The 21544-nt window shown below is 73.9% G+C and carries 21 protein-coding genes and 1 riboswitch; of the genes, 9 read left to right on the plus strand and 12 right to left on the minus strand.

Annotated elements, in window-relative coordinates:
* The first annotated feature begins 143 nt into the window (after positions 1-143).
* On the plus strand, positions 144-1262 hold the full coding sequence (gcvT, locus tag ASE25_RS10145; protein ID WP_056825147.1) for a glycine cleavage system aminomethyltransferase GcvT: 1119 nt from the start codon (positions 144-146) through the stop codon (positions 1260-1262).
* Positions 1263-1343: 81 nt separating this feature from the next.
* Here the strand turns inward: gcvT and ASE25_RS10150 are convergent, their stop codons facing one another.
* Positions 1344-2480 (minus strand): P1 family peptidase, encoded by a 1137-nt coding sequence (locus ASE25_RS10150; RefSeq protein ID WP_056781205.1) that lies wholly within the window; start codon positions 2478-2480, stop codon positions 1344-1346.
* Between the two features lie 141 nt (positions 2481-2621).
* Between ASE25_RS10150 and ASE25_RS10155 the strand changes: the two genes are divergently transcribed.
* Entirely contained in the window at positions 2622-3869 is a 1248-nt protein-coding gene (locus tag ASE25_RS10155) for a Mur ligase family protein (RefSeq protein WP_056825149.1), read from the plus strand.
* Positions 3866-4651, plus strand: coding sequence for a hypothetical protein (locus tag ASE25_RS10160; RefSeq protein WP_056825152.1), 786 nt, complete (start codon positions 3866-3868; stop codon positions 4649-4651). Before ASE25_RS10155 ends, ASE25_RS10160 begins: the two co-directional genes overlap by 4 nt.
* Positions 4652-4838: 187 nt before the next feature.
* On the opposite strand, the gene ASE25_RS10165 is transcribed toward ASE25_RS10160, so the two are convergent.
* The 6 genes from ASE25_RS10165 to ASE25_RS10190 are packed head-to-tail and all read right to left on the minus strand — an operon-like array spanning position 4839 to position 10548.
* On the minus strand, positions 4839-5645 hold the full coding sequence (locus ASE25_RS10165; RefSeq protein ID WP_056825153.1) for an adenosylcobinamide-GDP ribazoletransferase: 807 nt from the start codon (positions 5643-5645) through the stop codon (positions 4839-4841).
* Positions 5638-6234 (minus strand): bifunctional adenosylcobinamide kinase/adenosylcobinamide-phosphate guanylyltransferase, encoded by a 597-nt coding sequence (locus ASE25_RS10170; RefSeq protein ID WP_056781189.1) that lies wholly within the window; start codon positions 6232-6234, stop codon positions 5638-5640. The genes ASE25_RS10165 and ASE25_RS10170 overlap by 8 nt, the downstream gene beginning before the upstream one ends.
* Positions 6231-7088 carry an ECF transporter S component gene (locus ASE25_RS10175; protein WP_056781187.1) on the minus strand — a complete coding sequence of 286 codons (858 nt, stop codon included), beginning with the start codon at positions 7086-7088 and terminating at the stop codon, positions 6231-6233. Before ASE25_RS10175 ends, ASE25_RS10170 begins: the two co-directional genes overlap by 4 nt.
* The gene (locus ASE25_RS10180) at positions 7085-8707 is read right to left on the minus strand and encodes an ABC transporter ATP-binding protein (protein ID WP_056825158.1); all 1623 of its coding nucleotides are present in this window, start codon (positions 8705-8707) and stop codon (positions 7085-7087) included. The genes ASE25_RS10175 and ASE25_RS10180 overlap by 4 nt, the downstream gene beginning before the upstream one ends.
* Complete coding sequence (locus tag ASE25_RS10185) at positions 8704-9789, minus strand: energy-coupling factor transporter transmembrane component T (protein ID WP_056825160.1); 1086 nt, start codon at positions 9787-9789, stop codon at positions 8704-8706. Before ASE25_RS10185 ends, ASE25_RS10180 begins: the two co-directional genes overlap by 4 nt.
* Positions 9790-9804: 15 nt before the next feature.
* On the minus strand, positions 9805-10548 hold the full coding sequence (locus tag ASE25_RS10190) for an SCO2322 family protein (protein WP_235508622.1): 744 nt from the start codon (positions 10546-10548) through the stop codon (positions 9805-9807).
* A 110-nt stretch (positions 10549-10658) separates the two neighbouring features.
* Positions 10659-10772, minus strand: a riboswitch (cobalamin riboswitch).
* 53 nt (positions 10773-10825) lie between these two features.
* Between ASE25_RS10190 and ASE25_RS10195 the strand changes: the two genes are divergently transcribed.
* Both ASE25_RS10195 and ASE25_RS10200 read left to right on the plus strand, forming a co-directional pair.
* A complete protein-coding gene (locus tag ASE25_RS10195) occupies positions 10826-11041 on the plus strand; it encodes a hypothetical protein (RefSeq protein ID WP_056781174.1) in 216 nt (71 codons plus the stop codon).
* The gene (locus ASE25_RS10200; protein WP_056825164.1) at positions 11038-12411 is read left to right on the plus strand and encodes a serine hydrolase; all 1374 of its coding nucleotides are present in this window, start codon (positions 11038-11040) and stop codon (positions 12409-12411) included. The genes ASE25_RS10195 and ASE25_RS10200 overlap by 4 nt, the downstream gene beginning before the upstream one ends.
* A gap of 44 nt (positions 12412-12455) precedes the next feature.
* On the opposite strand, the gene ASE25_RS10205 is transcribed toward ASE25_RS10200, so the two are convergent.
* The 3 genes from ASE25_RS10205 to ASE25_RS10215 form a co-directional block, all read right to left on the minus strand.
* Positions 12456-13037, minus strand: coding sequence for a DUF3043 domain-containing protein (locus ASE25_RS10205; RefSeq protein WP_056781169.1), 582 nt, complete (start codon positions 13035-13037; stop codon positions 12456-12458).
* A gap of 74 nt (positions 13038-13111) precedes the next feature.
* Entirely contained in the window at positions 13112-13693 is a 582-nt protein-coding gene (locus ASE25_RS10210) for a protein-L-isoaspartate O-methyltransferase (protein ID WP_056781165.1), read from the minus strand.
* Positions 13694-13767: 74 nt separating this feature from the next.
* Positions 13768-14577: a methyltransferase domain-containing protein gene (locus ASE25_RS10215; RefSeq protein WP_056825166.1), complete on the minus strand. Its 810-nt coding sequence runs from the start codon at positions 14575-14577 to the stop codon at positions 13768-13770.
* 114 nt (positions 14578-14691) lie between these two features.
* Between ASE25_RS10215 and ASE25_RS10220 the strand changes: the two genes are divergently transcribed.
* Entirely contained in the window at positions 14692-16062 is a 1371-nt protein-coding gene (locus ASE25_RS10220; protein ID WP_056825168.1) for a dipeptidase, read from the plus strand.
* Positions 16063-16207: 145 nt separating this feature from the next.
* Here the strand turns inward: ASE25_RS10220 and ASE25_RS10225 are convergent, their stop codons facing one another.
* On the minus strand, positions 16208-16987 hold the full coding sequence (locus ASE25_RS10225) for a metallophosphoesterase (RefSeq protein ID WP_056825171.1): 780 nt from the start codon (positions 16985-16987) through the stop codon (positions 16208-16210).
* A 6-nt stretch (positions 16988-16993) separates the two neighbouring features.
* The gene (gene nadA / locus ASE25_RS10230; RefSeq protein WP_056825173.1) at positions 16994-18214 is read right to left on the minus strand and encodes a quinolinate synthase NadA; all 1221 of its coding nucleotides are present in this window, start codon (positions 18212-18214) and stop codon (positions 16994-16996) included.
* Between the two features lie 109 nt (positions 18215-18323).
* On the opposite strand from nadA, the gene ASE25_RS10235 reads away from it, so the two are divergent.
* From ASE25_RS10235 to ASE25_RS10245, 3 genes are all read left to right on the plus strand, one after another.
* Entirely contained in the window at positions 18324-19046 is a 723-nt protein-coding gene (locus ASE25_RS10235) for an SDR family oxidoreductase (protein WP_056825731.1), read from the plus strand.
* Positions 19043-20137, plus strand: coding sequence for an S-adenosylmethionine:tRNA ribosyltransferase-isomerase (locus ASE25_RS10240; RefSeq protein WP_056825174.1), 1095 nt, complete (start codon positions 19043-19045; stop codon positions 20135-20137). The genes ASE25_RS10235 and ASE25_RS10240 overlap by 4 nt, the downstream gene beginning before the upstream one ends.
* A 124-nt stretch (positions 20138-20261) precedes the next feature.
* Positions 20262-21428, plus strand: a complete 1167-nt coding sequence (locus tag ASE25_RS10245; protein ID WP_056781296.1) for a glycerate kinase — start codon at positions 20262-20264, stop codon at positions 21426-21428.
* Positions 21429-21544 lie beyond the last annotated feature (116 nt).

Raw genomic sequence — 21544 nt, forward strand, 5'->3', positions numbered from 1 at the left:
AGCACGTCCTGAGGGGTGCGTCGGTGGTGCGTCGCTGGTGCACGGTTTCGTGCGCCGGTCGGCCTCACGACACCGCCGCGGGTGGCGGCGTTCGATGATAACGAGCGGAGGCGGCACACCCGGCGGGCGGTAGGTTGGCGCCCATGACGACAGCGACGTCGGGGACGACCTCCCCGCTGACCTCACCCCTGCACGACCGCCACGTCGCCCTCGGCGCGAAGATGGCCGACTTCGGTGGCTGGGACATGCCGATCGAGTACCCCGGCGGCGGCGTCGTCGCCGAGCACACCGCGGTGCGTGAGCGTGTCGGCGTGTTCGACGTGAGCCACCTCGGCAAGGCCTCGGTGACGGGTCCCGGCGCGGCCGACTTCGTCAACGCGTGCCTGACCAACGACGTGCGCCGCATCCAGCCGGGCTCGGCGCAGTACACCCTGTGCTGCGACGACGCGGGCGGCGTCGTCGACGACCTCATCGTCTACCTCAAGTCCGACGACGACGTCTTCCTCATCCCCAACGCGGCCAACACCGCCGAGGTCGTGCGCCGCCTGCAGGCCGCCGCGCCGGAGGGCATCACCGTCACGAACCTGCACCGCGACTACGGCGTCATCGCCGTCCAGGGCACGAAGAGCGACGAAGTGCTCGAGTCCCTGGGGCTGCCGACCGGCCACGACTACATGTCCTTCGTCGAGGCGGACTGGCAGGGCCGGCGCGTCATCGTCTGCCGCACCGGCTACACCGGTGAGCGCGGCTACGAGCTCGTCCCGCTCTGGGACGACGCCCCGGCGCTCTGGGACGCCCTCGTGGCGGCGCTCGAGCCGTTCGACGGCAAGTCGTGCGGTCTCGGCGCGCGCGACACGCTCCGCACCGAGATGGGCTACCCGCTGCACGGACAGGACCTGTCGCTGCAGATCTCACCCGTCCAGGCGCGCGCCGGCTGGGCCGTGGGCTGGAAGAAGGACGCCTTCTGGGGCAAGCAGGCCCTCGAGGCCGAGCGGGCCAACCCGACGCGCCTCATGCGGGGACTGCTCGTGACCGGCCGCGGCATCCCGCGTGCGCACTGCACCGTCTCGTGGAACGGCGCGGCGGCCGGCGAGGTCACCTCGGGCACCTTCTCGCCCACGCTCAAGCAGGGCATCGCCCTCGCGCTGCTGAACCCCGAGATCGCCGACGGCGAGACGGTGTCGATCGACGTGCGCGGCCGTGCCCTCGAGGCCACCGTGGTCAAGCCGCCGTTCGTCCAGGTGCAGGTCCGCGAGGGCTGAGTCCCCGTCACCGACGACGTATGCCGGGGGGCGCGGTCAGTGCGCCACCCGGCACACGCCGTGAGCGGGCCGGGTGCGCCGCTACTCGCGCAGGGAGAAGCGGCGCCGGCCGTGGCGGTCGAGGATGCTCGCCAGTCGTTCGCCGTCGAGGGCGTGGATCGTCAGTCCGTCGCGGCCCTCCATCGTCTCGGCCTGGAGCATCGCGTTGAGGATGGCCTCGGCCGTGGCCTCGATGACGGCTCCGAACATCGCGTCGAAGTACTCGAGGGCGAGCATCTCGACCTGCATGCCGATCTCGGTGCGGGCGCCGGGGCCCTGGTCGGGCATCCCGTGCGCGGCCGTCGAGAAGGCGATCATGAGGTCGCCGGAGTAGTTGTCACCGCGGGCGCCGAACTTCGCGATGCCGAGCCCGGCTCGCTGGGCGAGCCGGTTGAGCTGGTGGGGGAGCAGGGGCGCGTCCGTGGCGACGACGGCGAGCACCGACCCGGTGCCCGGCGGCGGCACCCGGGTGATCTCGGACATGCGCGGGAAGGGCACGACCTTCTTCGTCAGCACGTGCCCGATCGGCACGCCGTTGACCTCGAAGTGCTTGCGGTCGCCGTGGTTGGCCTGGACGAGGACGCCGACCGTGAAGTGGCGGTCGCCGAGGTCGACGACCCGCGAGGCCGTGCCGGTGCCGCCCTTGAAGCCGTAGCACTGCGTGCCCGTGCCACCGCCGACGTTGCCCTCCGCGATGGCGCCCGTGCGCGCGTCGTCGAAGGCGGTATGGACGTGCTCGCGGGTGACGTGCTGTCCGCTGATGTCGTTGAGGATGCCGTCCCACGTCTCGCCGACGACCGGCAGCATGATCGGCATCCGCCCGGGCACGCGGGTCTCGCGGGCGATGAGGGAGTCGCGCACGACCCCGACGCTGTCGGTGTTGGTCAGGGCGATGGGGCTCGAGAGCATGCCCGACTCGTGCAGCCACTCGAGGCCGGTCAGCTCGCCGAACCCGTTGAGCCGGTGGTAGCCGGCGAAGACCGGCTCGGTGGAGGCGCGGCCGCCGTGTGGGAGCACGACGGTGACGCCGGTGCGCACCGGTCCCTGGCCGACCGTCATCTCGCCCTCACCGTGAACGATCGTGCTGTAACCGACCCGGACGCCCTCGACGTCGGTGATCGCGTTGAGTGGACCCGAGCGCCCCGTCCCGATCTCGATCCCGACATCGGTGGCTCGCACGCGGTCTCCTCCTCGTCCACCCGCGGACCGGGAGAACCGGTGCTGCGGCTACGATCTGGCTTGTCGATCTGGCATGTCACCGAGCGGTCGCCCCTCGCTGCCGAGCGGCGCGACCCACGATGTCGAGAAGGGTAACCGCTTTTGTCTGACGCACGCGATCCGCTCCGCGCCCGCCTGGCGCTGGCCACGGGACGGTCGGCGGGACGGCTCTCACAGGCCCTCGGCAAGGGCTCCGGCTCCATGATCGGTGGCCGCCTCGCCCTCCGCGTCGACCCTCAGGTGCTCCGCGCCGTGGCCGGTGACCGGCGCAGCGTCCTCGTCACCGGGACGAACGGCAAGAGCACCGTCACGGCACTCGTGGCGGCGGCGATCACCCCCGGCGGCGCGGTGGTGAGCAACACGACCGGCGCCAACATGACCGACGGGATCGTGACCGCCCTCTCGGCCGACCGCACGTCCGGGCTCGCGGCCCTCGAGGTCGACGAGGTCTACCTCGAGCCCGTCGCACGCGGCACCCGGCCCAAGGCGGTCGTCGTGCTCAACAGCTCGCGCGAGTACACCCGCGGCGTCTCGCTCAGGAGCACGCTCGAGCACTGGCGCCGCACCGCTGCCGCCCTGCCCGACGACTGCGTCGCCATCGTCAACGTCGACGACCCGCTCGTCAGTTGGGCCTTCGAGACCGCGCCGCACCGCATCGGCGTCAGCGGCGGCCTCTACTGGCGCGGCGACGCCCTCATCTGCCCGGCCTGCGGCTCGGTCCAGGACTTCACCGACGACTCGTGGAGCTGCCCCGGCTGCCGGCGTTCGCGGCCCGAGCCCGACTGGAAGGTCGTGCCCGACGGGAACGGCTGGGCCGTCGAGCACGCGGGGGAGCGCACCCGGATCGAGGTCACGGTGCCCGGCCGCACCGGCCCGGTGGGTGGCGCCTTCGCGCTCGCGGCCGCCGACGCCCTCGGCGTCGACGTGGCCGAGGCCGCCGAGCGGGTCAGCGCCGTCGCCGACGTCGACGGCCGCTACGCGCCCTACCGCCTCGGCGACCACGCCGCCCGCCTGCTCATGCTCAAGAACCCCGCCGGGTGGGCCGAGGCGATCGACGTCGCCGTCTCGACCGACCGGCCGCTCGTCGTGGCCGTCGACCCCTTCGGACCCAAGGACACCGCCACGATGTGGGAGGCGCCGTTCCAGCGCCTCGCCGGCGAGCGCGTCGCCGTCACGGGCGGGCGCACGGCGGACGCGGTGGCGATCCTCGACGCGGCCGGCGCCGACGTCGTCGAGGCCCCCGACATCGAGTCGGCCGTTCGCGCGCACGCACCGGGCGAGGTGATGGTGGCCTGCAACTACCCGGCCTTCCGACGCATCTCCAAGCAGTTCCGAGGAGGCACCCATTGAGCAGGGCACTCACCGTCGCCACGCTCTTCCCGCTCGCCACGGTCGCCGCGGCCGACGAGGCCAACGCGAGTGCGCTCGCGCGCCGCGGGGCCGCCCGTGACCTGTCGGTCGAGACCGTCACCGTCGACCGGGCCGACTCCTTCGTCGACGCCGACGTCTACCTCGTCGGCGGCACCGGACGTGGCGGTGTGGCGGCGCTCGTCGAGGCGCTGACCTCGACCGACCTCGCGGCACGGGTCTCGGACGGCGCGGTGCTGCTCGCCGTCGACGCCGGTCTCGACGCGGTCGCCCGCTCGTGGGTCGACCCGGCCGGTGCTCGGCACCAGGGGCTCGGTCTCGCGCCGGTCAGCATCCACTCGGCTCCCGAGGTCACCGGCACCGTCGTGACCCGACCGGATGCCTCCCTCGACCTGCCCGCCCTCATCGGCTGGGAGGCCAACGACCTGCGCACGGTCCGCGAGGACGGCGCGCGCGCGCTCTTCACGCTCGAGGTCGGGTCGGGCAACCGCACCGAGGACGCCCTCGGTGGCACGACCGAGGGTGTGCTCGCCGGGTCGATCCTCGGCACTCGTCTGCACGGCCCGCTGCTGGCGCTCAACCCGGAGCTGGCCGACCTCGTGCTGGCCCGCGCCACCCAGCGGTCCGAGCCGTGGCCCGCGCTCGAGTCCCCGGCGGTCGAACGTGCCCGTCGCGAGCGCATCGCCGAGGTGCGGCGCGAGTCGCCCAAGGCCGACTGGCGCAGCCGGCTCCCGGGACCCGTCGCGGCGCGCCTCCGCCGCTGACCCACCCGACGTCAACCGTCGAGACGCCAGAGTCTGCGGGTCCTCGGTCGTCGAGTGGCCGATGTCGCTGGCCCGCCGCGCCTTTCGAGACGTTCGCGGACGCGACGTCTGCCCTTTCGACGGCTACGCACTCGCGAAGAGTGGCCCCTCGACAGGTTCGCACCCGCGAAGTCTGGCCTTTCGACGGTCAGGGGTGGGAGAGGGCAGTGACGACCAGAGTGGCCGTGACGAGACCGGCGGCCAGGGCGACCTCGATCGCGGCACCGATGACGTCTCCGGTGACCCCGCCCAGGCGCCGGACCGCGTGCCGTCGCGCGACGACGGCCCCGGCGACCGAGACGAGGACGACAGCGACCGCACCGACGCCCCCGGCCCACGACGTGCCGCCGAGCACAGCCGACACCCCCACGACCGCGAGGCCGGCCAGCAGGGCGACCACCGCCACGAGGCCCAGCAGGTGCGCCCGGGACACGGTGCCGGCGACGCCCTGACCGAGCCCGTCGGCACGGGCCGGAGGTATGCCGTCCCGCGTGCACACCGCGCACGCGATGCGGCTCGCCACGAGGGCCACGACGGCCAGCGCCGCGCCGAGGGCACCGCCGAGGAGGGTCGTGAGGCAGGCGGCGTCGAGCAGGAGGGCCAGGACGACCGCCGCAGCGCCGGCCGGACCGGTGTCGCCGCGTCGCATGACCTCGAGCGACCGCGCAGGGTCGTGCCCGGAGGTGAGCCCGTCGGCGAGGTCCGCGAGCCCGTCGAGGTGCAGCGCCCGCGACAGCAGCGCCGTGACGACGAGGGCCAGCACGGCCACGACGCCGGCGGGAGCCCACCCCGTCGTCGACACCGTGCCCAGGGCGGCCCAGGCGAGGAGGGCGGGCGCCGTCGTCAGGGGTGCGATCAGCATGGCGCGGCCGAGCACGACGTCGGTGACGTGCTCCGGAGGGCCGACGCGGAGCGCGGTGAAGGTGCCGAACGCGAGACGCCAGGCGTCACGCATCGAGCGTCCTCGGCCGGGGCTCGCGAGGCACGACGGGGGCGTCGCTGAGGTCGACGACGCGTCCGGCGACGACGAGATGCACGCGCGCCGCCACCGCCGCGACGAGGGCGTTGAGGCGGCCCAGCTCGTCCTGGAAGAGGCGCCCCGAGGCCGTCGTCGCCACGAGGGACCAGCCGACCTCGTTCGTCACGATGACGACGGGCACCGTTGCGGTGCAGAGTGACTCGACGAGCCGGTCGCCCTCGCGACGCACGGCGTCGGCAGCAGCGTCGAGGTCGTCCCAGCCCGCCGCATCGACGAGCGCCGTGAGCCACGTGCCGAGGCAGTCGACGAGGACCGGGCCCGTGGCAGCGTCGAGCACCCTGACCACGTCCGTCGTCTCGACGGTCCGCCACGTCGCGGGACGGCGCGTCCGGTGGTCCTCCACGCGCCGGCTCCACTCGGGGTCGGACGCATCGGCCCGACGACCGGTCGCGACATAGGTGACGTCGTCGTGGTCCGCGACGAGGTCCTCGGCGTGCCGGCTCTTGCCGCTGCGCACCGGCCCCGTGACGAGGGTCGTCGTGCGGGCTCCGTGCGCGCGGCTCATCGGGCGCCCCCGGCGCCCTGCAGCGGCGAGTCGACGTCGGCGCCCGCCGCCCGTGTCGGCTCGAAGACGACCGGCACCCCGAAGGCCGCCCGTCGGGCTCCGCGGCGGAAGACGCGGAGCAGCGCCGGACCGGCCAGCAGGACGAGGACCGCGTTGAGCACGCCCCGCGGCAGGTCCCACGCGAGGGACGTGGCGAGGTAGAAGAGGCCGTAGTGGGCGAGGTTCTCCGAGAGCGGTGCTCCGGGGACGAAGCCCATCCCGCTGGGCGCGTTGGTCCCGAGGAAGGGCCAGAACCAGAGGTTCATGAAGAGCCCGAAGGCGAGTCCCGTCACGAGGGCGTATGCCGCGAGCACCCACCGCTCGGCGCGTCCTCCCGCGCGGGCCGGCAGCAGACCGGCACCGAGCCCGATGCCCCCGGCGCAGATCATCTGGAAGGGCAGCCACGGGCCGACGCCACCCGTGAGCAGCGCCCCTGTGGTGACGGCGAGGGCGCCGGAGACGAAGCCGACGCCGGGCCCGAGCACGCGCCCGGCCACGATGACGATGAAGAACATCGGCTCGAGCCCGGCGGTGCCGGCGCTGAGCAGGCGCAGCCCACCGCCGGCCGCTGCCGCCACCCCGAGGACGGCGATCGTCTTGGCGTCGAGGCGTCCGGCCGTGACCTCCGCGAGGCAGACGACCGCGAGCAGCCCGAGGAGGACGGCGAAGAGCCAGGGCGCGTCGTTGCCGTGGTCGCGCGCGAAGTCCCCGGTGACGAAGAAGGGCCAGGTGAACGCCACCAGCCCGACGACGCCGACCACCGCGACGGCGACGACCGCCGGCCAGCGCAGCGGGATGACCCGGCGCCCGGTCATGCGATCCTCGCGAGGGCGCCCGCGACCTCGGCCACGGTGAGCCAGGTCTGGGGGAGGAGCACCTTCGTCACCTGCGGGGCGAAGGCCGGCGAGGACGCGAGGACCTCGCGTGCCGGGCCGTCGGTGACGACCTCCCCGTCGGCGAGGATGACGACACGGTCGGCGACCTCGGCCGCGAGCTCGACGTCGTGGGTGGCGAGCACGACGGTCGTCCCCTGTGCTGCGAGGCCGGTGAGCATCTCGCCGAGCCGCTTCTTGGCCCCGTAGTCGAGCCCGCGCGTCGGCTCGTCGAGCAGGAGCACCTCCGGTGACCCCGAGAGGATGACGGCCAGCGCGAGCTCGAGCCGCTGACCCTCGGAGAGGTCGCGCGGGTGCACCGCGGGGTCGATGCCCCCGGAGATGCGGTCGAGCAGGCCGCGGGCCGTGCCCGGGGCGGCGCCGAAGTCCTCGTCGGCCGCGGTGCACTCGGCCGCCACGGTGTCGGCGTAGAGGAGCAGCTCGGGCTGCTGCGGCACGAGCCCGACGGTGCGGACCCGCTCGCGGGCAGATCTCGCGTGCGGGTCGACGACTCCTGCCCCGACGCGCACCGTCCCCCCGGCCAGCCGGTGCTGGGCCGCGATGGCTCCGAGGAGCGTCGACTTGCCCGCGCCGTTGCGGCCCATGAGGGTCGTCACCGAGCCACGCGCCACGGCGAGGTCGACACCGTCGAGGACGACCCGGCCGCCGCGCGAGACGCGAAGGCCGTCGACGGTGACCGCGTCGGCGGGCCCGATCACCCTGAGGTCTGCCACGGGGCGCGGTGTGCTCGTGCCGAGGGCTTCGCGCAGGGCGGCCGCCTTGCGGCGCGCGTCGCGGATGGACAGCGGCGTCGGCGACCATCCGACGAGGCGGGAGAGACCGACGACGGGCGGGTAGATCTGGGAGCGGAGCATCGCCTCGGCGGGGTCGAGCAGCTCGGACACGTGTCCTTCGTCGACGAGGACGACGCGGTCGGCATGGTGCACGACGCGTTCGAGCCGGTGCTCGGCCAGCACGACGGTGACCCCGAGGTCGTGCACGATGCGATGGAGCGAGGCCAGGACCTCTTCTGCCGCAACGGGATCCAGGGCCGACGTCGGCTCGTCGAGCACGAGGACTCGAGGGCCGGCGGCGAAGAGCGCGGCGATCGCGACCCGCTGCTGCTGACCACCCGAGAGGGTGCGCAACGCCCGGGCGCGCAGCGGCGTCAGCCCGAAGAGGTCGAGGGTCTCCTCGACGCGGCGGCGGATCGTGGTCGAGTCCAGCCCCATCGTCTCCATGCCGTAGGCGACCTCGTCCTCGACGACATCGGTGACGAAGGTCGAGGACGGGTTCTGCTCGACGAGGCCGACCACCGTCGCGAGGTCGCGAGGACGGTGCTCGGCCGTGTCGAGCCCGTCGACGGTGACGCGTCCGGTGAGCGTGCCGCCGCTGAAGTGCGGGACCAGCCCGTTGATGGTGCGCAGCAGCGTGGACTTGCCGCTTCCCGTGGGGCCGACGACGAGGACGAGCTCGCCCTCGGGGATCTCGAGCGTGACGTCGTGGAGGCTGGGAGCGGGGGCGTCGGCATACTGCACCGACACGTGCTCGAAGGTGATCACGGTGCGACCTCCCGGGGACGGGGCGACAGCCAGGCGGGGAGGGCGGCCACGAGCAGCGCGAGGACGGCGATGAGGGGCACGGCGGGCAGCTCGCCCTGCTGGCTCGGCACGATGCCCTCCCAGCCCTGCACCGAGCCGACGACGAGGACCGCGGCGGGCACGGCGCCCGCGACGACCGTCACGGTCTCGGTCCACGTCCAGCGGTCGCGGCGGTGGCCCGACCGGGGGTCGCGCGACGCACCGACGAGCAGGCTCGAGCCGGCGAGGAGCGCGCCGAGCACGAGGACCGGCAGCCCGAGCACCCCTCCGGCCGAGGAGTCGAGGAGGCCGTAGAGACCGGCGAGGACCCCGACGAGGCCGGCGAGGGCGAGCCCCGTCGCGGCCCGACGGCTCGTCGTCGTGGAGCGGACGGCGCGGCCGTAGCCACGGGACTCCATCGACGCCGCCAGCCCGAGCGACCGGTCGAACGCGGCCTCGAGCACGGGCACCGTGAGCCGGGCCATCTCGCGCAGGCCGCGGCCGTCACGACCGCGCAGCGTGCGCGCTGCGCGCACCTCGCGGGCGTCGGTCAGCAGCTGCGGCGCGAACGTCAGCCCCACGACGACGGCGGTGCCGACGTCGTAGAGGGTGGCGGGCAGGTATCTCAGCAGTCGGCGCGGGCTCGCCAGCGCGTTGGCGGCACCGAGGCACGCGAGGACCGCGGCGAGGCGCAGGGCGTCGTAGGCGGCATACAGCAGGGACTCGAGGGTCACCGTCCCGCCGATGCGCACGCCCGCCGCCCAGTCCGGCAGCGGCACGCTCGGCAGGGTCATGACGACGGTCTCACCGACGATGCCGTTGCCCAGCAGGGCCGTCATGACGATGCGGAACGCGACGATGACGGCACCGATGGCGAGGAAGGCGGGCAGCGGGTTGACCGTGGCAGGGTCATGGCGCTCGTCGACGACGAGGACGCAGACCCCGATGACGAGCAGCAACAGCACCGGGTTGGTCGTGCGCGACGCAGCGGTGGCCAGGCCCAGCCCCCACAGCCACCAGGCTGCGGGGTGCTGGAGCCGGGCCCTGCGCTGGAGTCGCGCCACGCTCGTCGTGGCTCCTCAGCCGTCCTGGCGAGCGCGCGACCGCGAGCGCATGAGCAGGTAGCCGATGAGCGCGAGCAGGACGAGGCCCGCGATGACGTAGGCCGCTACGGTCCCGCCCGACGTACCGGACGTCGGCGCCGCGGCGACGTCGGTGCCCGAGGCGGCCGGGGTCGAGGCCGACACGGACGGCGTGGCCGCCGGAGCGGCGATGGTCACCGGCTGGTCGGCGGCCTTGGCCTCGGGGCTGACCTCCTTGACGGCACCGCCGCAGTCGCTCGTCGGGTAGCCGTCGACGCCGCAGACGAGGCCCTTCTCGGTGCGCACGTCACCGGCGGCGGCGAGCACCGCCGCGCTCGTCGCGTCCGTGGCGACAACCGCGCACAGGGCCTTGGGCTCGGGCGGCGTGGCGCCGTCGGCGGCATCGGCCGGGCGGCCGAAGTCGACGACGAGGCCGACGCGCTTCTTGCCCGACACGGCCGCAGTGGTGCCACAGACCTGCTCGAACGTCAGGACGGCGCGCGGGTAGCGCGTCGAGGCCTCGTCGGCGATCGCGAAGCGCCAGCCGTCGACGCTGCCGTCCTTGGGGGTCGTCTGGTCCGGGCCCTTCTGCGCGAAGGTCCAGGCGCCGTCGGAGAGCTGGTAGAAGCCCCAGTAGCGGTACGCAGCGGCGTGGGCCGGCGCGATGGTGAGGGCCGAGAGGCAGGCGGCGACGAGCGCGGCGAGCACGACCCGGAGCGGGGCACGACGGACAGGGGACACGGTTTCCTCCTCGCGGTGGGACACCATGTCGGGTCTGCTGGCTGCGGCCGGCCCGGCGGGGTGACTCCGGTCCGCATTCCACGACAGACTGACAAAGGAGCCGGTGGGACGCGGGTTTTCCGGCTGGTCACCCCGGGCCGCACGGCGGCGGGAGGTGGCATCACGGTTGCGGGTCAGCGCCGGAGTCACACCGGCTTGCCCCATCGTCCTTCGGTTAGGCGAACCGTCGCACGCGGGGCCTGCGCCCGTCAAACGGCGTGCCAACTAGGGTGGCCGCATGAGTGCTGACTGGTCCTGGCTGTTCCTCGATGCGCACGGCAACCCGGTGGAGGGTGAGGGCGTGACGACCTCGGGATTCCCGACCCAGAGCGACGCCGAGAGCTACCTGGGGGAGTCGTGGCGCGAGCTGCTCGACGCTGGGGTCGAGGCGGTCACCCTGCGCGAGAACGACACCGTCGTCTACGGCCCGATGAGCCTGCGGGCCGCGGAGTGAGCGCGCCGCACGGGGCCGGCAGCCCGTCGGAGACGGCGCTGTCGGCGGGGCTCGAGCGCGACCTGCTCGCCCGGGTCGTCACGGCCCAGCGCACCTGGCGCTCTCCCGGCGTCAGCGTCGGCGTCGTGCGCGAGGGCGCGCTCGTCTGGTCGGCGCACGTGGGGTCGGCCCGGCTCGGGTCGCAGCCCGCGCCCGCCACCGACGACACGCAGTTCATGATCGGCTCGGTCACGAAGACGTTCACGGCCCTGACCGTCATGTCGCTGCGCGACGAGGGCCTGCTGTCCCTCGACGACGCGCTCGAGACGTACGTGCCGGGCACGAAGCACGCGCGGGTCCCGCTGCGGCAGATGCTGGCCCACGCCTCCGGGCTGCAGCGTGAGCCGGTCGGCAACATCTGGGAGAGCCTCGTGGCCCCCGAGCGCGACGAGTTCCTCGCCGGCGTCGAGGAGGCGGAGCAGGTGCTCCCCGCCCACCACGCCTTCCACTACTCCAACCTCGCCTACGGCCTCCTCGGCCAGGTCGTGGAGCGCGTCACGGGCCGGGACTGGGAGCACGTCGTCCGCGAGCGGGTGCTCGAGCCGCTCGGGATGGACCGCACCGGCCTGACGCCCGCCGACGACCGGGCACTCGGCTACCAGGTCGACCCGTACGCCGGCACCGCGAGCGAGGAGCCGCTCTTCACCCTCAACGCGACGGCACCGCTGGGTGGCCTGTGGTCGACCGTGGCCGACATGGCGCGCTACGCCGCCTACGTCGCGAACCCCGACGACCGGGTCGTGCGACCCGAGACCGTCGAGGAGATGTGCCGGCCGATCATCATGACCGACGTCGACGGCTGGAGCGGTGCCTACGGCCTCGGCTTCGGGATGGGCCGCCGCGGCGACCGGGTCTATGTCGGCCACGGCGGCGCGATGCCGGGCTTCCTCACCGGCCTGCGGGTCCGGCGCAAGGACGGCGTCGGCGCGGTCGTCTTCGCCAATGCCACCTCCGGCGCCCTGACCCTCGGGCTCGCGACCGACCTCGTCGAGGCCGTCGTCGACGCCGAACCGGCTCTGACCGCGGCGTGGGTGCCCGAGACGGCTCAGCCCGCCCTGACCGAGCTCCTCGGCCTCTGGTGGTCGGAGGGGTCGCCGATCACGTTCTTCGTGCGCGGCGGCGAGCTGTGGTCCAGGCTCGCCGACGACGAGCCGCTGTCGGAGACGCGGTATGCCGCCGAGGGCACCGACCGCTTCCGCGCCGTGGCGGGCCGGGAGCGCGGCGAGGTGCTCGAGGTCGTGCGTGCCGCCGACGGCTCCGTCGACAAGCTCTACTTCGCGACGTATGCCGTGACGCGGGCGCCGCTGGCGTTCGCCGACCTGCAGGGCTGACCGAGGCGGTCGGCCGTCACCCCGTCCGACCCGGCACGGGCGGGTCAGGCGGGGTGCTCGCCGCGGGCGACCTGCGGCTTCGGCATGCGCGTGCGGCGCATCTGGAAGGCGCGCATGATGGCGTACCACGCGTCGCCCTTCTCGGCGCCGCCGAACTTGTCGTCCATCTTGCGGCGCGTGCGGCGCCACATGAGGAGGGCGTCGCCGATGGCCACGAGGATGAGGCCGTAGACGAGGACGAAGACGAGCAGCAGGGCCCAGTTCGTCCGGACGAAGCTGAGCAGCAGCACGATGAGCATGATCGGCAGCATGAACTCGCCGATGTTCCAGCGGGCGTCGACCGTGTCGCGGATGAACCGGCGACGGGGGCCCTTGTCGCGGGCCGGGAGGTACTTCTCGTCACCCGTCATCATGCCGGCGCGCTGCTTGGCCATCGCCTCGCGGCGGGCCGTCTTGTCCTGCTTCGTCGCGGCCTTGCGGTCGGTGACGATGAGGGGACGCTTGTTGAGGGCCTCCTGCTCGCGCCGCTTCGGCGTGGGCCGGTTCTTCGCCCCGGCGCGTGCCGACGCGTCGGTCGAGGCCGTGGGTGCGAGGTCTTCGTTGAGGGTCTTCTTGCGTCCGAACACGGGGACACTCTAAGCCGAAGGGCGTCCTGGGCCCGCATCGCGCCCGCGGCCACCCGGCATACGACCCCTCACGGTCAGGCCCCGGGGGTCGTGCGGAGCGGGACGAAGCGGTAGTGCCCGTGCCGGCTCGTCACGAGCGTGCCGTGGTCGCGCACGACGAGCGTCATCGAGCCGGCGACGGGGAGGACGAGCCGCCCGGGGTCGCCGAGCTGGTCGACGAGCGGCTGGGGCAGGGTCTGCGCCTCGGCGGACACGAGGATGCGGTCCCAGGGGCCACGGTCCGGGGCGCCGAGCACCCCGGCGGCGGCCTCGTGGATCTCGGCCCACGCCATCCGGGTGGCGGCGAGGTTCGCGGCACCCCATCGCGCGAGGGCGGGCTCGAGCTCGACGCCGACGACCTCGCCGGTGGGTCCGGTGAGGTGGGCGAGCAGGGCGGTCGTCCATCCGGAGCCCGAGCCGACGTCGAGGACGCGCTGCCCGGGCTGCACGTCGAGGAGGCGCAACATGTCGGCGACCGTCCGCGGCTGCGAGTTCGTCTGCCCGTGCCCGATGAGGATGGGGCCGTCGTGACCCGCGCGGGACCGGGCGCCGCGGGGGAGGAAGCCGGCCCGAGGCACGGCGGCGAAGGCCTGCTGCACCCGGTCGACGGCGTCCATGGTCCGAGCCAAGCACGCCCGAGTCCGGACGTCAGCCCCGGAGCCGGGTCCCGCGCGGGTCACGACGGGTGGAGTCAGGCCGTGCGGCGAGCGATGACGTGCACGAGGGTGCCGAGGGCGCGGTAGGGGTCGGTCGAGCCGAGCCGCTCCTCGACGTCGAGCAGCGTCGCCAGCTCGTCGCCCGTGGGTGCGGGCTCATCCACCCCGACGTCGTCGCTCGCGACGCGGATGCCGTACCACGCGACGAGCTCGAGGCCCGCGACCTCGCAGTCGACCGTCAACGAGGCGAGCGTGTCTGCGCGCGCGTCGACGCCGATCTCGTTGCGGTAGCGGGCATCCCGGCCCTGCTCGGCTGCGCGGCGCGTCTCGTCGAGCATCGCCAGGGCAGCGGACCAGTCGTGCCGGCCGGCCGGGCGCCAGGCCATGGCGTCGCCGTTGCGGGCCGCGATCGACACGATGCCGCCCGGCGCGACCCGGCGGGCCAGGCCGGCGACCGCGGCGCGGCTGTCGGGGAGGTACATGAGCACGCCGTGGCACATGACGACGTCGTATGCCGTCGGCCGCGTCACGCTCGCAAGCCCGGAGAGGTCGGTGGCCACGAGGGTCACGTGGTCGCGCTGCTCCGGGGTGAGCCCGGCAGCGGCCTGCTCGAAGGTGGCGCGCATGCGCCCGTCCGGCTCGACGGCGGTGACCGTGTGGCCGAGGCGCGCCAGACGCAGCGCCTGGGTGCCCTGGCCGGCGCCGACGTCGAGGACGCGGAGCGGACCACGAGGCAGGTGTGCAGCGAGCTGTCGGGTGACCATCTCCTGGCGTACGACGTTGCGCAGGTTGCCCAGTCTCTCGAGCCAGGGGTCCTGCCCGGCCACGAAGGTGTTGTCGGCCATCGGCCGAACCTACCCACAGGGGACGACACCTGCCGACGCGGGCGTCCCCGGGAGCGGCTGACACGGTCCTCGCCTGCCTCGTGGGCCCGCCCGTGGCGTGGGTAGGGTCGGCTCGTGACTGACGACGCCCTCACCCCCGACCAGATCCAGCAGATCCGCGACCGCGTGGCCGAGCTCATGCCGCAGGTGCGGGCCGACCTCGAGGAGCTCGTGCGCATCCCGAGCGTCTCGGCCTCCTCCTTCGACCAGAGCCAGGTGGCGCACAGCGCCGAGGCCGTCGCCGAGCTGCTCCGCCGCGAGGGCCTCGACGTCGAGGTCGTCGTCGAGGGCGGCCGCCCGGCGGTCATCGGGCACCTCGACGGTCCCGCTGGCGCCCCGACCGTGACGCTCTACGCGCACCACGACGTGCAGCCCCCCGGCGACGACGCCGACTGGGACAGCTCGCCGTTCGAGCCCGTCGAGCGCGACGGGCGCCTCTACGGCCGCGGCGCGGCCGACGACAAGGCCGGCGTCATGGCCCACGTCGCGGCACTGCGCGCGCACGCCGGCAATTTGCCGGTCGGCGTCACGGTCTTCGTCGAGGGGGAGGAGGAGTCCGGCTCGCCGTCGCTCGGCACGATCCTCGAGAAGCACGGCGACCGCCTCGCTGCCGACGCCATCGTCATCGCCGACTCCGGCAACTGGGACATCGGCACGCCCGCCCTCACCACGACCCTGCGCGGCGGCATCCGCGTCGTCGTCCGCGTCCAGACGCTCGACCACTCCGTGCACTCGGGCATGTTCGGCGGCGCGGCACCCGACGCCACCACCGCCCTCGTGCGCCTCCTCGCCTCGCTCCACGACGCCGACGGCAACGTGGCCGTGGCCGGTCTCGACGCGGGCGAGGCCGCCGACATCGACTATGACGAGCAGCGCTTCCGCGCGGAGTCGGGCCTGCTCGACGACGTGTCGCTCATCGGGTCCGGCTCGATCCTCAGCCGGCTCTGGAACAAGCCCTCGATCACGACGATCGGTATCGACGCGACGTCCATCGACAAGGCGTCGAACACCCTGTCCGCCAAGGCCGCTGCCAAGATCTCCGTCCGCCTCGCCCCGACCCAGGACCCCCTCGTGGCCTTTGACCGCGTGCGTGAGCACCTCGAGGCCAACGCTCCCTGGGGGGCCAGGCTCACGGTCGAGCTCGAGGAGCACGGCTCGGGCTTCGCCGCCGACGCGAACGGACCCGTCTACGACGAGGCGCGTGCGTCGTTCGCCGACGCCTGGGGCACCGAGCCCGTCGACATGGGGGTCGGTGGCTCGATCCCGTTCATCTCCGACTTCTCGGCCCGCTTCCCCGACGCGTCGATCATCGTCACGGGCGTCGAGGACCCCGACACGCGCGCCCACGGCGCGAACGAGTCGCTGCACCTCGGCGAGTTCGAGAAGGTCTGCGTGGCCGAGGCGGTCTTCCTCGCCCGGCTGGGAGCGCTGCGGCCCACCCGCTGAGGCGGACGGCATACGCCATCGGTGGACGGGTCAGCCGATGACCCGCGCGATGGTGCTGCGTCTGGTGGGGCGATCACCCCACCAGACGCAGCACCATCGGTAGGACCATCCACACCGGAACGGCGGGCCAGGGCCGGCCGGCGGCTCAGGTGGCAGGGACCGCCGAGCCGCGGTAGCGCTGCTCGCGCAGCTCGAGGGCGTACGCGTCCGCGCCCGGCATCCCGAGCTCCTCGGCCACCGCGACCTCGGCCTCGACGTCGTAGGGCACCCGGACGAAGGTGATGCCGACGTGGCCCGCGGGCTCGTCGAGGTCCGCGCGGGGCAGCGCGCCCTCGAGGACGACGTAAGGGGCGCCGGGACCGTCGAGGGCGTTGCCGACCGACCCGGCGTTGAAGACGGTGATGCCGTAGTCGACGGCGAGGTAGGCGCCGTGGATGTCGCCGTAGCCGACGATGGTCGGCACCGGCCCGTCGCCAGTGAACGCGGTCTGCGCGACGAAGGCCCGGTGCTCCTCCTCGGTCGTCGGGGCGAAGACGCGGTGGAACTCGCTCACCGGCGAGGCGTGGAAGAAGCGGATCGGCTGGCCGCTCAGCACGATCTCGTGGACGTTGGGCAGCGTTGCGAGCCAATGCCGCTCGTCCTCTGACAGCGTGTCGCGCACCCACTGGCCGTGCTCCCACGGCTGCACGGTGTCGCGCGCGATGAAGGTGTCCCAGTTGCCCCGGACGGTCGGGATGGCGCGCTCCCGCGTCATCCGGATGCACTCCGACCCACGCGGGCCCTTGCCGATGAGGTCGCCGAGGTTGACGACGTACTCGATGCCGCGGTGCGCGATGTCGGCGAGCACGGCTTCGTACGCCGTGACGTTCCCGTGCACGTCGGAGACGACGGCGACCCGGTGGAGGTCGCCTGCGGTGGCCGCCACCGGGCGTCAGTCCTTGTGGGTGGTGCCGGGCAGGGCGAGCATCCGGTCGAGCGCGGCTCGCGCCTCGGCGGCCACGGTCGGGTCGACGCGGATCGGGTTGACGACCCGGCCCTCGACGAGGGACTCGAGCGCCCACACGAGGTGCGGGAGGTCGATGCGGTTCATCGTCGAGCAGTAGCAGACGTTCTTCTCCAGGAAGGCGATCCGCTGCTCGGGGAACTGCTGGGCGAGGCGGCGCACGAGGTTGAGCTCGGTGCCGACGACCCACGACGTGCCGGCCGGGGCGGCGGCGATCGTCTGGATGATCTTCTCCGTCGAGCCGACCTCGTCCGCCCGCTCGACGACCTCGTACTGGCACTCGGGGTGGACGATGACCTTGACGCCGGGGATCTCGCGGCGGGCGGCCTCGACGGCGTCGACGGAGAAACGGCCGTGCACGGAGCAGTGCCCACGCCAGAGGATCATCCGGGCGTTCTCGAGCTGCTCCCGGGTCAGGCCGCCGTTCGGGCGGTGCGGGTCCCAGACGACGCAGTCGTCGAGCGACAGGCCGAGCTCGCGCACGGCCGTGTTGCGGCCGAGGTGCTGGTCGGGCAGGAAGAGCACCTTGCCGGTGCCGGTCCCGTCCAGCCCGACGCCACCGACCTGCTCGAAGGCCCAGTCGAGGGCGGTGCGGGCGTTGGAGCTCGTGCAGATCGTGCCGCCGTGGCGCCCGGTGAAGGCCTTGATCGCGGCGGCGGAGTTCATGTAGGTGACCGGGATCGTCTGCTCGGCGACGCCGGCCGCGGTCAGCTGCTCCCAGCAGTCCTCGACCTGGGCGATCGCGGCCATGTCGGCCATCGAGCAGCCGGCGGCGAGGTCGGGCAGGATCACGGTCTGCTCGTCGCTCGTGAGGATGTCGGCGGACTCGGCCATGAAGTGCACGCCGCAGAAGACGATGTAGGGCGCGTCCGGCCGGGCGGCGGCTTCGCGGGCGAGCTTGAACGAGTCACCGGTGACGTCGGCGAACTCGATGACCTCGTCGCGCTGGTAGTGGTGCCCGAGGACGAAGACGCGGTCCCCGAGCGCGGCCTTGGCCGCGCGCGCCCGCTCGACGAGGTCGGGGTCGGACGCCGCCGGAAGGTCGCCCGGGCACTCGACGCCGCGCTCGGTGTGCAGGTCGGTGCCCTGCCCGAGCACGAGGAGGGGGAGCGGAGCGGGAGCCGGGGCCGATGCCGTGTCGGTCGTCATGTGCAGATCGTAGGCCGCCCCGAGCGCTGCCAGCGCTCGGGCACTTGACCTCAAGTGAACTTGATGTCTGACGCTGTGGCCATCGACCCACGACCACACAGGAGTCATGATGCCCACCGCACTCGTCACCGGTGCCACCCAGGGGCTCGGCCGGGCCCTCGCCGAGGCCCTCGCCGTCCGGGGCTGGGACCTCGTCGTCACCGCCCGCGACGCCGATCGTCTCGCCGAGACCGTCTCCGGCCTGCGCGACCACGGTCGCGACGTCGTCGGCCTCGCCGGCGACGTCAGCGACGCCGTCCACCGCGACGACGTCGCCCACGTCGTCACCGGCCCGGCCGGTCCGGGCGGCCTCGACCTGCTCGTCCACAACGCGAGCACCCTCGGCCCGCTCCCGCTGCGTCCGCTGCGCGACCTGACGACGGACGACCTCGCGGCCGTGCTCGCCGTCAACGTCGTCGCGCCGCACGCCCTGACCTGCTCGCTGCTGCCGTCGCTCGAGGCCGCCGGAGGGACGGTCCTCGCGATCTCGTCCGACGCCGGCGTCGAGCACTACGAGACGTGGGGCGCCTACGGCGCCAGCAAGGCCGCGCTCGACCATCTGACGCTGACCCTCGGGGCGGAGGTGCCCTCGATCCGCGCCTACGCCCTCGACCCCGGTGACATGCGTACCGCGATGCACCAGGCGGCGTTCCCCCGGGAGGACATCAGCGACCGGCCGCTGCCGGAGGAGGTCGCCGTGCCCGGGATCCTGGCGCTGCTCGCGTCGCGACCTGCCAGCGGTCGGTACCGGGCTGCCGAGCTGCTCGCGGCGACGTCGGGGATGGCCTCGTGACCGCGGCCCTCGCGCACGTCCCGCACACCGTCTTCCGCGCCACCGACGACCTCACGGCCGACGCGCCGCCCGAGCGGAGAGGTCTCGACCGGGACGGCGTCCGCCTGCTCGTCGCCTCGGAGCCCTCCTCGGGAACCGTGCGCGTCGAGCACACGACCTTTGCCGCCATCGGCGACCACCTGTCGCCCGGCGACCTGCTCCTCGTCAACAACTCGGCGACCGTGGCGGGCGAGATCGACGGTCGGGTGGCCGGACGCGGCGCCGTCGTCGTCCACGTGGCCTCCGAGCTCGACGACTGCACCTGGGTCGTGGAGCTGCGCACCGCCCCCGACGCGGGACACCCGGTGCTCGACGCGCTCGAGGGCGACGTCGTCGACCTCGCGGCGGGCGGCCCCCGGCTGCGCCTCGAGGCGCCCTACCCGAGGCCCGACTCGTCCCCGACGGGACACGGCAACCGGCTGTGGCGGGCGACGCAGCTCGACGACTGCACCCTCGCGGAGCACCTCGCGACGCACGGCCGGCCCGTCGCCTACGGCTACCTCCGTTCGAGGTTCCCGCTCGAGGACTACCAGACGGTCTTCGCCCGGCTGCCGGGCAGCGCCGAGATGGCGAGCGCCGCCAGACCGTTCACCGCCGACCTCGTGACCGGGCTCGTGTCGTCGGGCGTCCTCGTCGCCCCCGTGACGCTGCACACGGGCCTGTCGTCACAGGAGGCCGGTGAGGCGCCGCAGCCCGAACGGTTCGCCGTGTCGGGGGAGACGGCAGCCCTCGTCAACCTCGTGCGCGAGCGCGGGCGCCGGGTCGTCGCCGTCGGCACGACGGCGACGCGGGCCATCGAGTCGGCGACCGGTCCGGACGGCCGGGTGCGCGCGGCGGCGGGCTGGACCGAGGTCGTCATCTCGCCGGACCGTCCGGCCCGCGTCGTCGACGGGCTCGTCACCGGCTGGCACAACCCGGACGCCTCGCACCTGCTCCTCGTCGAGTCGGTCGCGGGGGCCGACCTGGCCCAGCAGGCGTACGACGAGGCGGTGGCGTGCCGCTATGCCTGGCACGAGTTCGGCGACGCCGGCCTCTTCCTGCCGCACCGTTGACTCCCGCCCCTCGCGCCGACATCCACTGCGGTTCGAGGTGGTCGCGCCGCCCACGGTCGTGCCGCGATCACCTCGGCCGCGGGTGGGACGCGGCGCGACGCAGTCGGATGGGAGGATGCCCGACGTGCACGTCATCTTCGCTCCCGACTGCTACACCGGCACGCTCACCGCGTCCCAGGCCGCGGCCGCGATGGCCGAGGGCTGGGGACGGACGGCGCCGGGCGACCGTGTCACGCTCGTGCCGCTCTCCGACGGCGGACCCGGCTTCGTCGACGTCCTCGCCGAGACGCTCGCGGGGGAGGTCCACGCCGTCGTGACCACCGACCCGCTCGGCCGTGAGGTGCCCGGCACCATCCTGCTGACGACGGGCGCGGGCGGCCGGACGGCCTACGTGGAGTCGGCGCAGGCGGCCGGTCTGCACCTGCTCGCCCCGGACGAGCGCGACCCCACGGTGACGTCGACCTCGGGGGTCGGCACGCTCGTGCTCGCGGCCCTCGACGCCGGCGCCCGGCGCATCGTCATCGGGCTCGGCGGGTCGGGCACCAACGACGCGGGGGCCGGCCTGCTCGGCGCCCTCGGGGTCGGGCCCTCCGCCCGCCTCGGGCACGGCGGGCTGGCGCTCGCCGCCGCGACGCCCGACGACGTCGCCGGCCTGGACGCCGCGCGGGACCGGCTGCGGGGCGTCGACCTCGTCATCGCCAGCGACGTCGACTCGCCGCTGCTCGGCCTCAAGGGGGCGAGCGCGGTCTTCGGCCCCCAGAAGGGCGCATCCGAGGAGGACGCCCAACGGCTCGAGAACGCGCTGGGCCACTTCGCGAGCGTCGTGGCCCGGGTTCGGCCGCCGGCCAGGGACCTGCTGACCGGCACCCTGCTCAAGCCGGAGCGCGAACCCGGAGCCGGAGCAGCCGGTGGGCTCGGCTACGCCCTGCACCTGCTCGGTGCGCGCCGCGTGTCCGGGGTCGAGGCGGTGCTCGACGCCGTCGGGTTCGCCGACCTCGTGGCCTCCGCCGACCTCGTCGTCACGGGCGAGGGCAGCTTCGACTGGCAGTCGCTGCGCGGGAAGGTCGTCGTCGGCGTCGCCGAGGCGGCCGCACGCGTCGGTGTGCCGGTCATCGCCGTCCCCGGTCAGTCGCTCGTCGGCCGCCGTGAGGCCATGACGGCCGGCCTCTCCGGGGTGTATGCCGTGGCGGAGCGTCCCGACCAGGTCGCCGCCGCCATCGCCGAGCCCGCCGCACGCCTCGCCGACCGCACGGCACGCGTCGCGCGCACCTGGTCGCCGTCCACATCCTGAGCCGCCGGACGGGGGGAGGATGCACGATTCGGGTGGGGGGCGACGTATCCTTGGAGACGTCGGGAACACATCCGGCGCGGCATGGGTTCTCTCTTCCGACCCATGCTCCACGACGT

It is taken from the genome of Terrabacter sp. Root85, assembly GCF_001429185.1.
Taxonomy (GTDB): Bacteria; Actinomycetota; Actinomycetes; order Actinomycetales; family Dermatophilaceae; genus Terrabacter.

Coding starts and splice junctions, on each gene's coding strand:
- ASE25_RS10215 (WP_056825166.1), bottom strand. CDS start 14,577: ATGGCCGACAACACCTTCGTGGCCGGGCAGGACCCCTGGCTCGAGAGA.
- ASE25_RS10170 (WP_056781189.1), bottom strand. CDS start 6,234: ATGAGCCGCGCGCACGGAGCCCGCACGACGACCCTCGTCACGGGGCCG.
- ASE25_RS10235 (WP_056825731.1), top strand. CDS start 18,324: ATGCCCACCGCACTCGTCACCGGTGCCACCCAGGGGCTCGGCCGGGCC.
- ASE25_RS10175 (WP_056781187.1), bottom strand. CDS start 7,088: ATGACCGGGCGCCGGGTCATCCCGCTGCGCTGGCCGGCGGTCGTCGCC.
- gcvT (WP_056825147.1), top strand. CDS start 144: ATGACGACAGCGACGTCGGGGACGACCTCCCCGCTGACCTCACCCCTG.
- ASE25_RS10165 (WP_056825153.1), bottom strand. CDS start 5,645: ATGCGTGACGCCTGGCGTCTCGCGTTCGGCACCTTCACCGCGCTCCGC.
- ASE25_RS10195 (WP_056781174.1), top strand. CDS start 10,826: ATGAGTGCTGACTGGTCCTGGCTGTTCCTCGATGCGCACGGCAACCCG.
- ASE25_RS10210 (WP_056781165.1), bottom strand. CDS start 13,693: ATGGACGCCGTCGACCGGGTGCAGCAGGCCTTCGCCGCCGTGCCTCGG.
- nadA (WP_056825173.1), bottom strand. CDS start 18,214: ATGACGACCGACACGGCATCGGCCCCGGCTCCCGCTCCGCTCCCCCTC.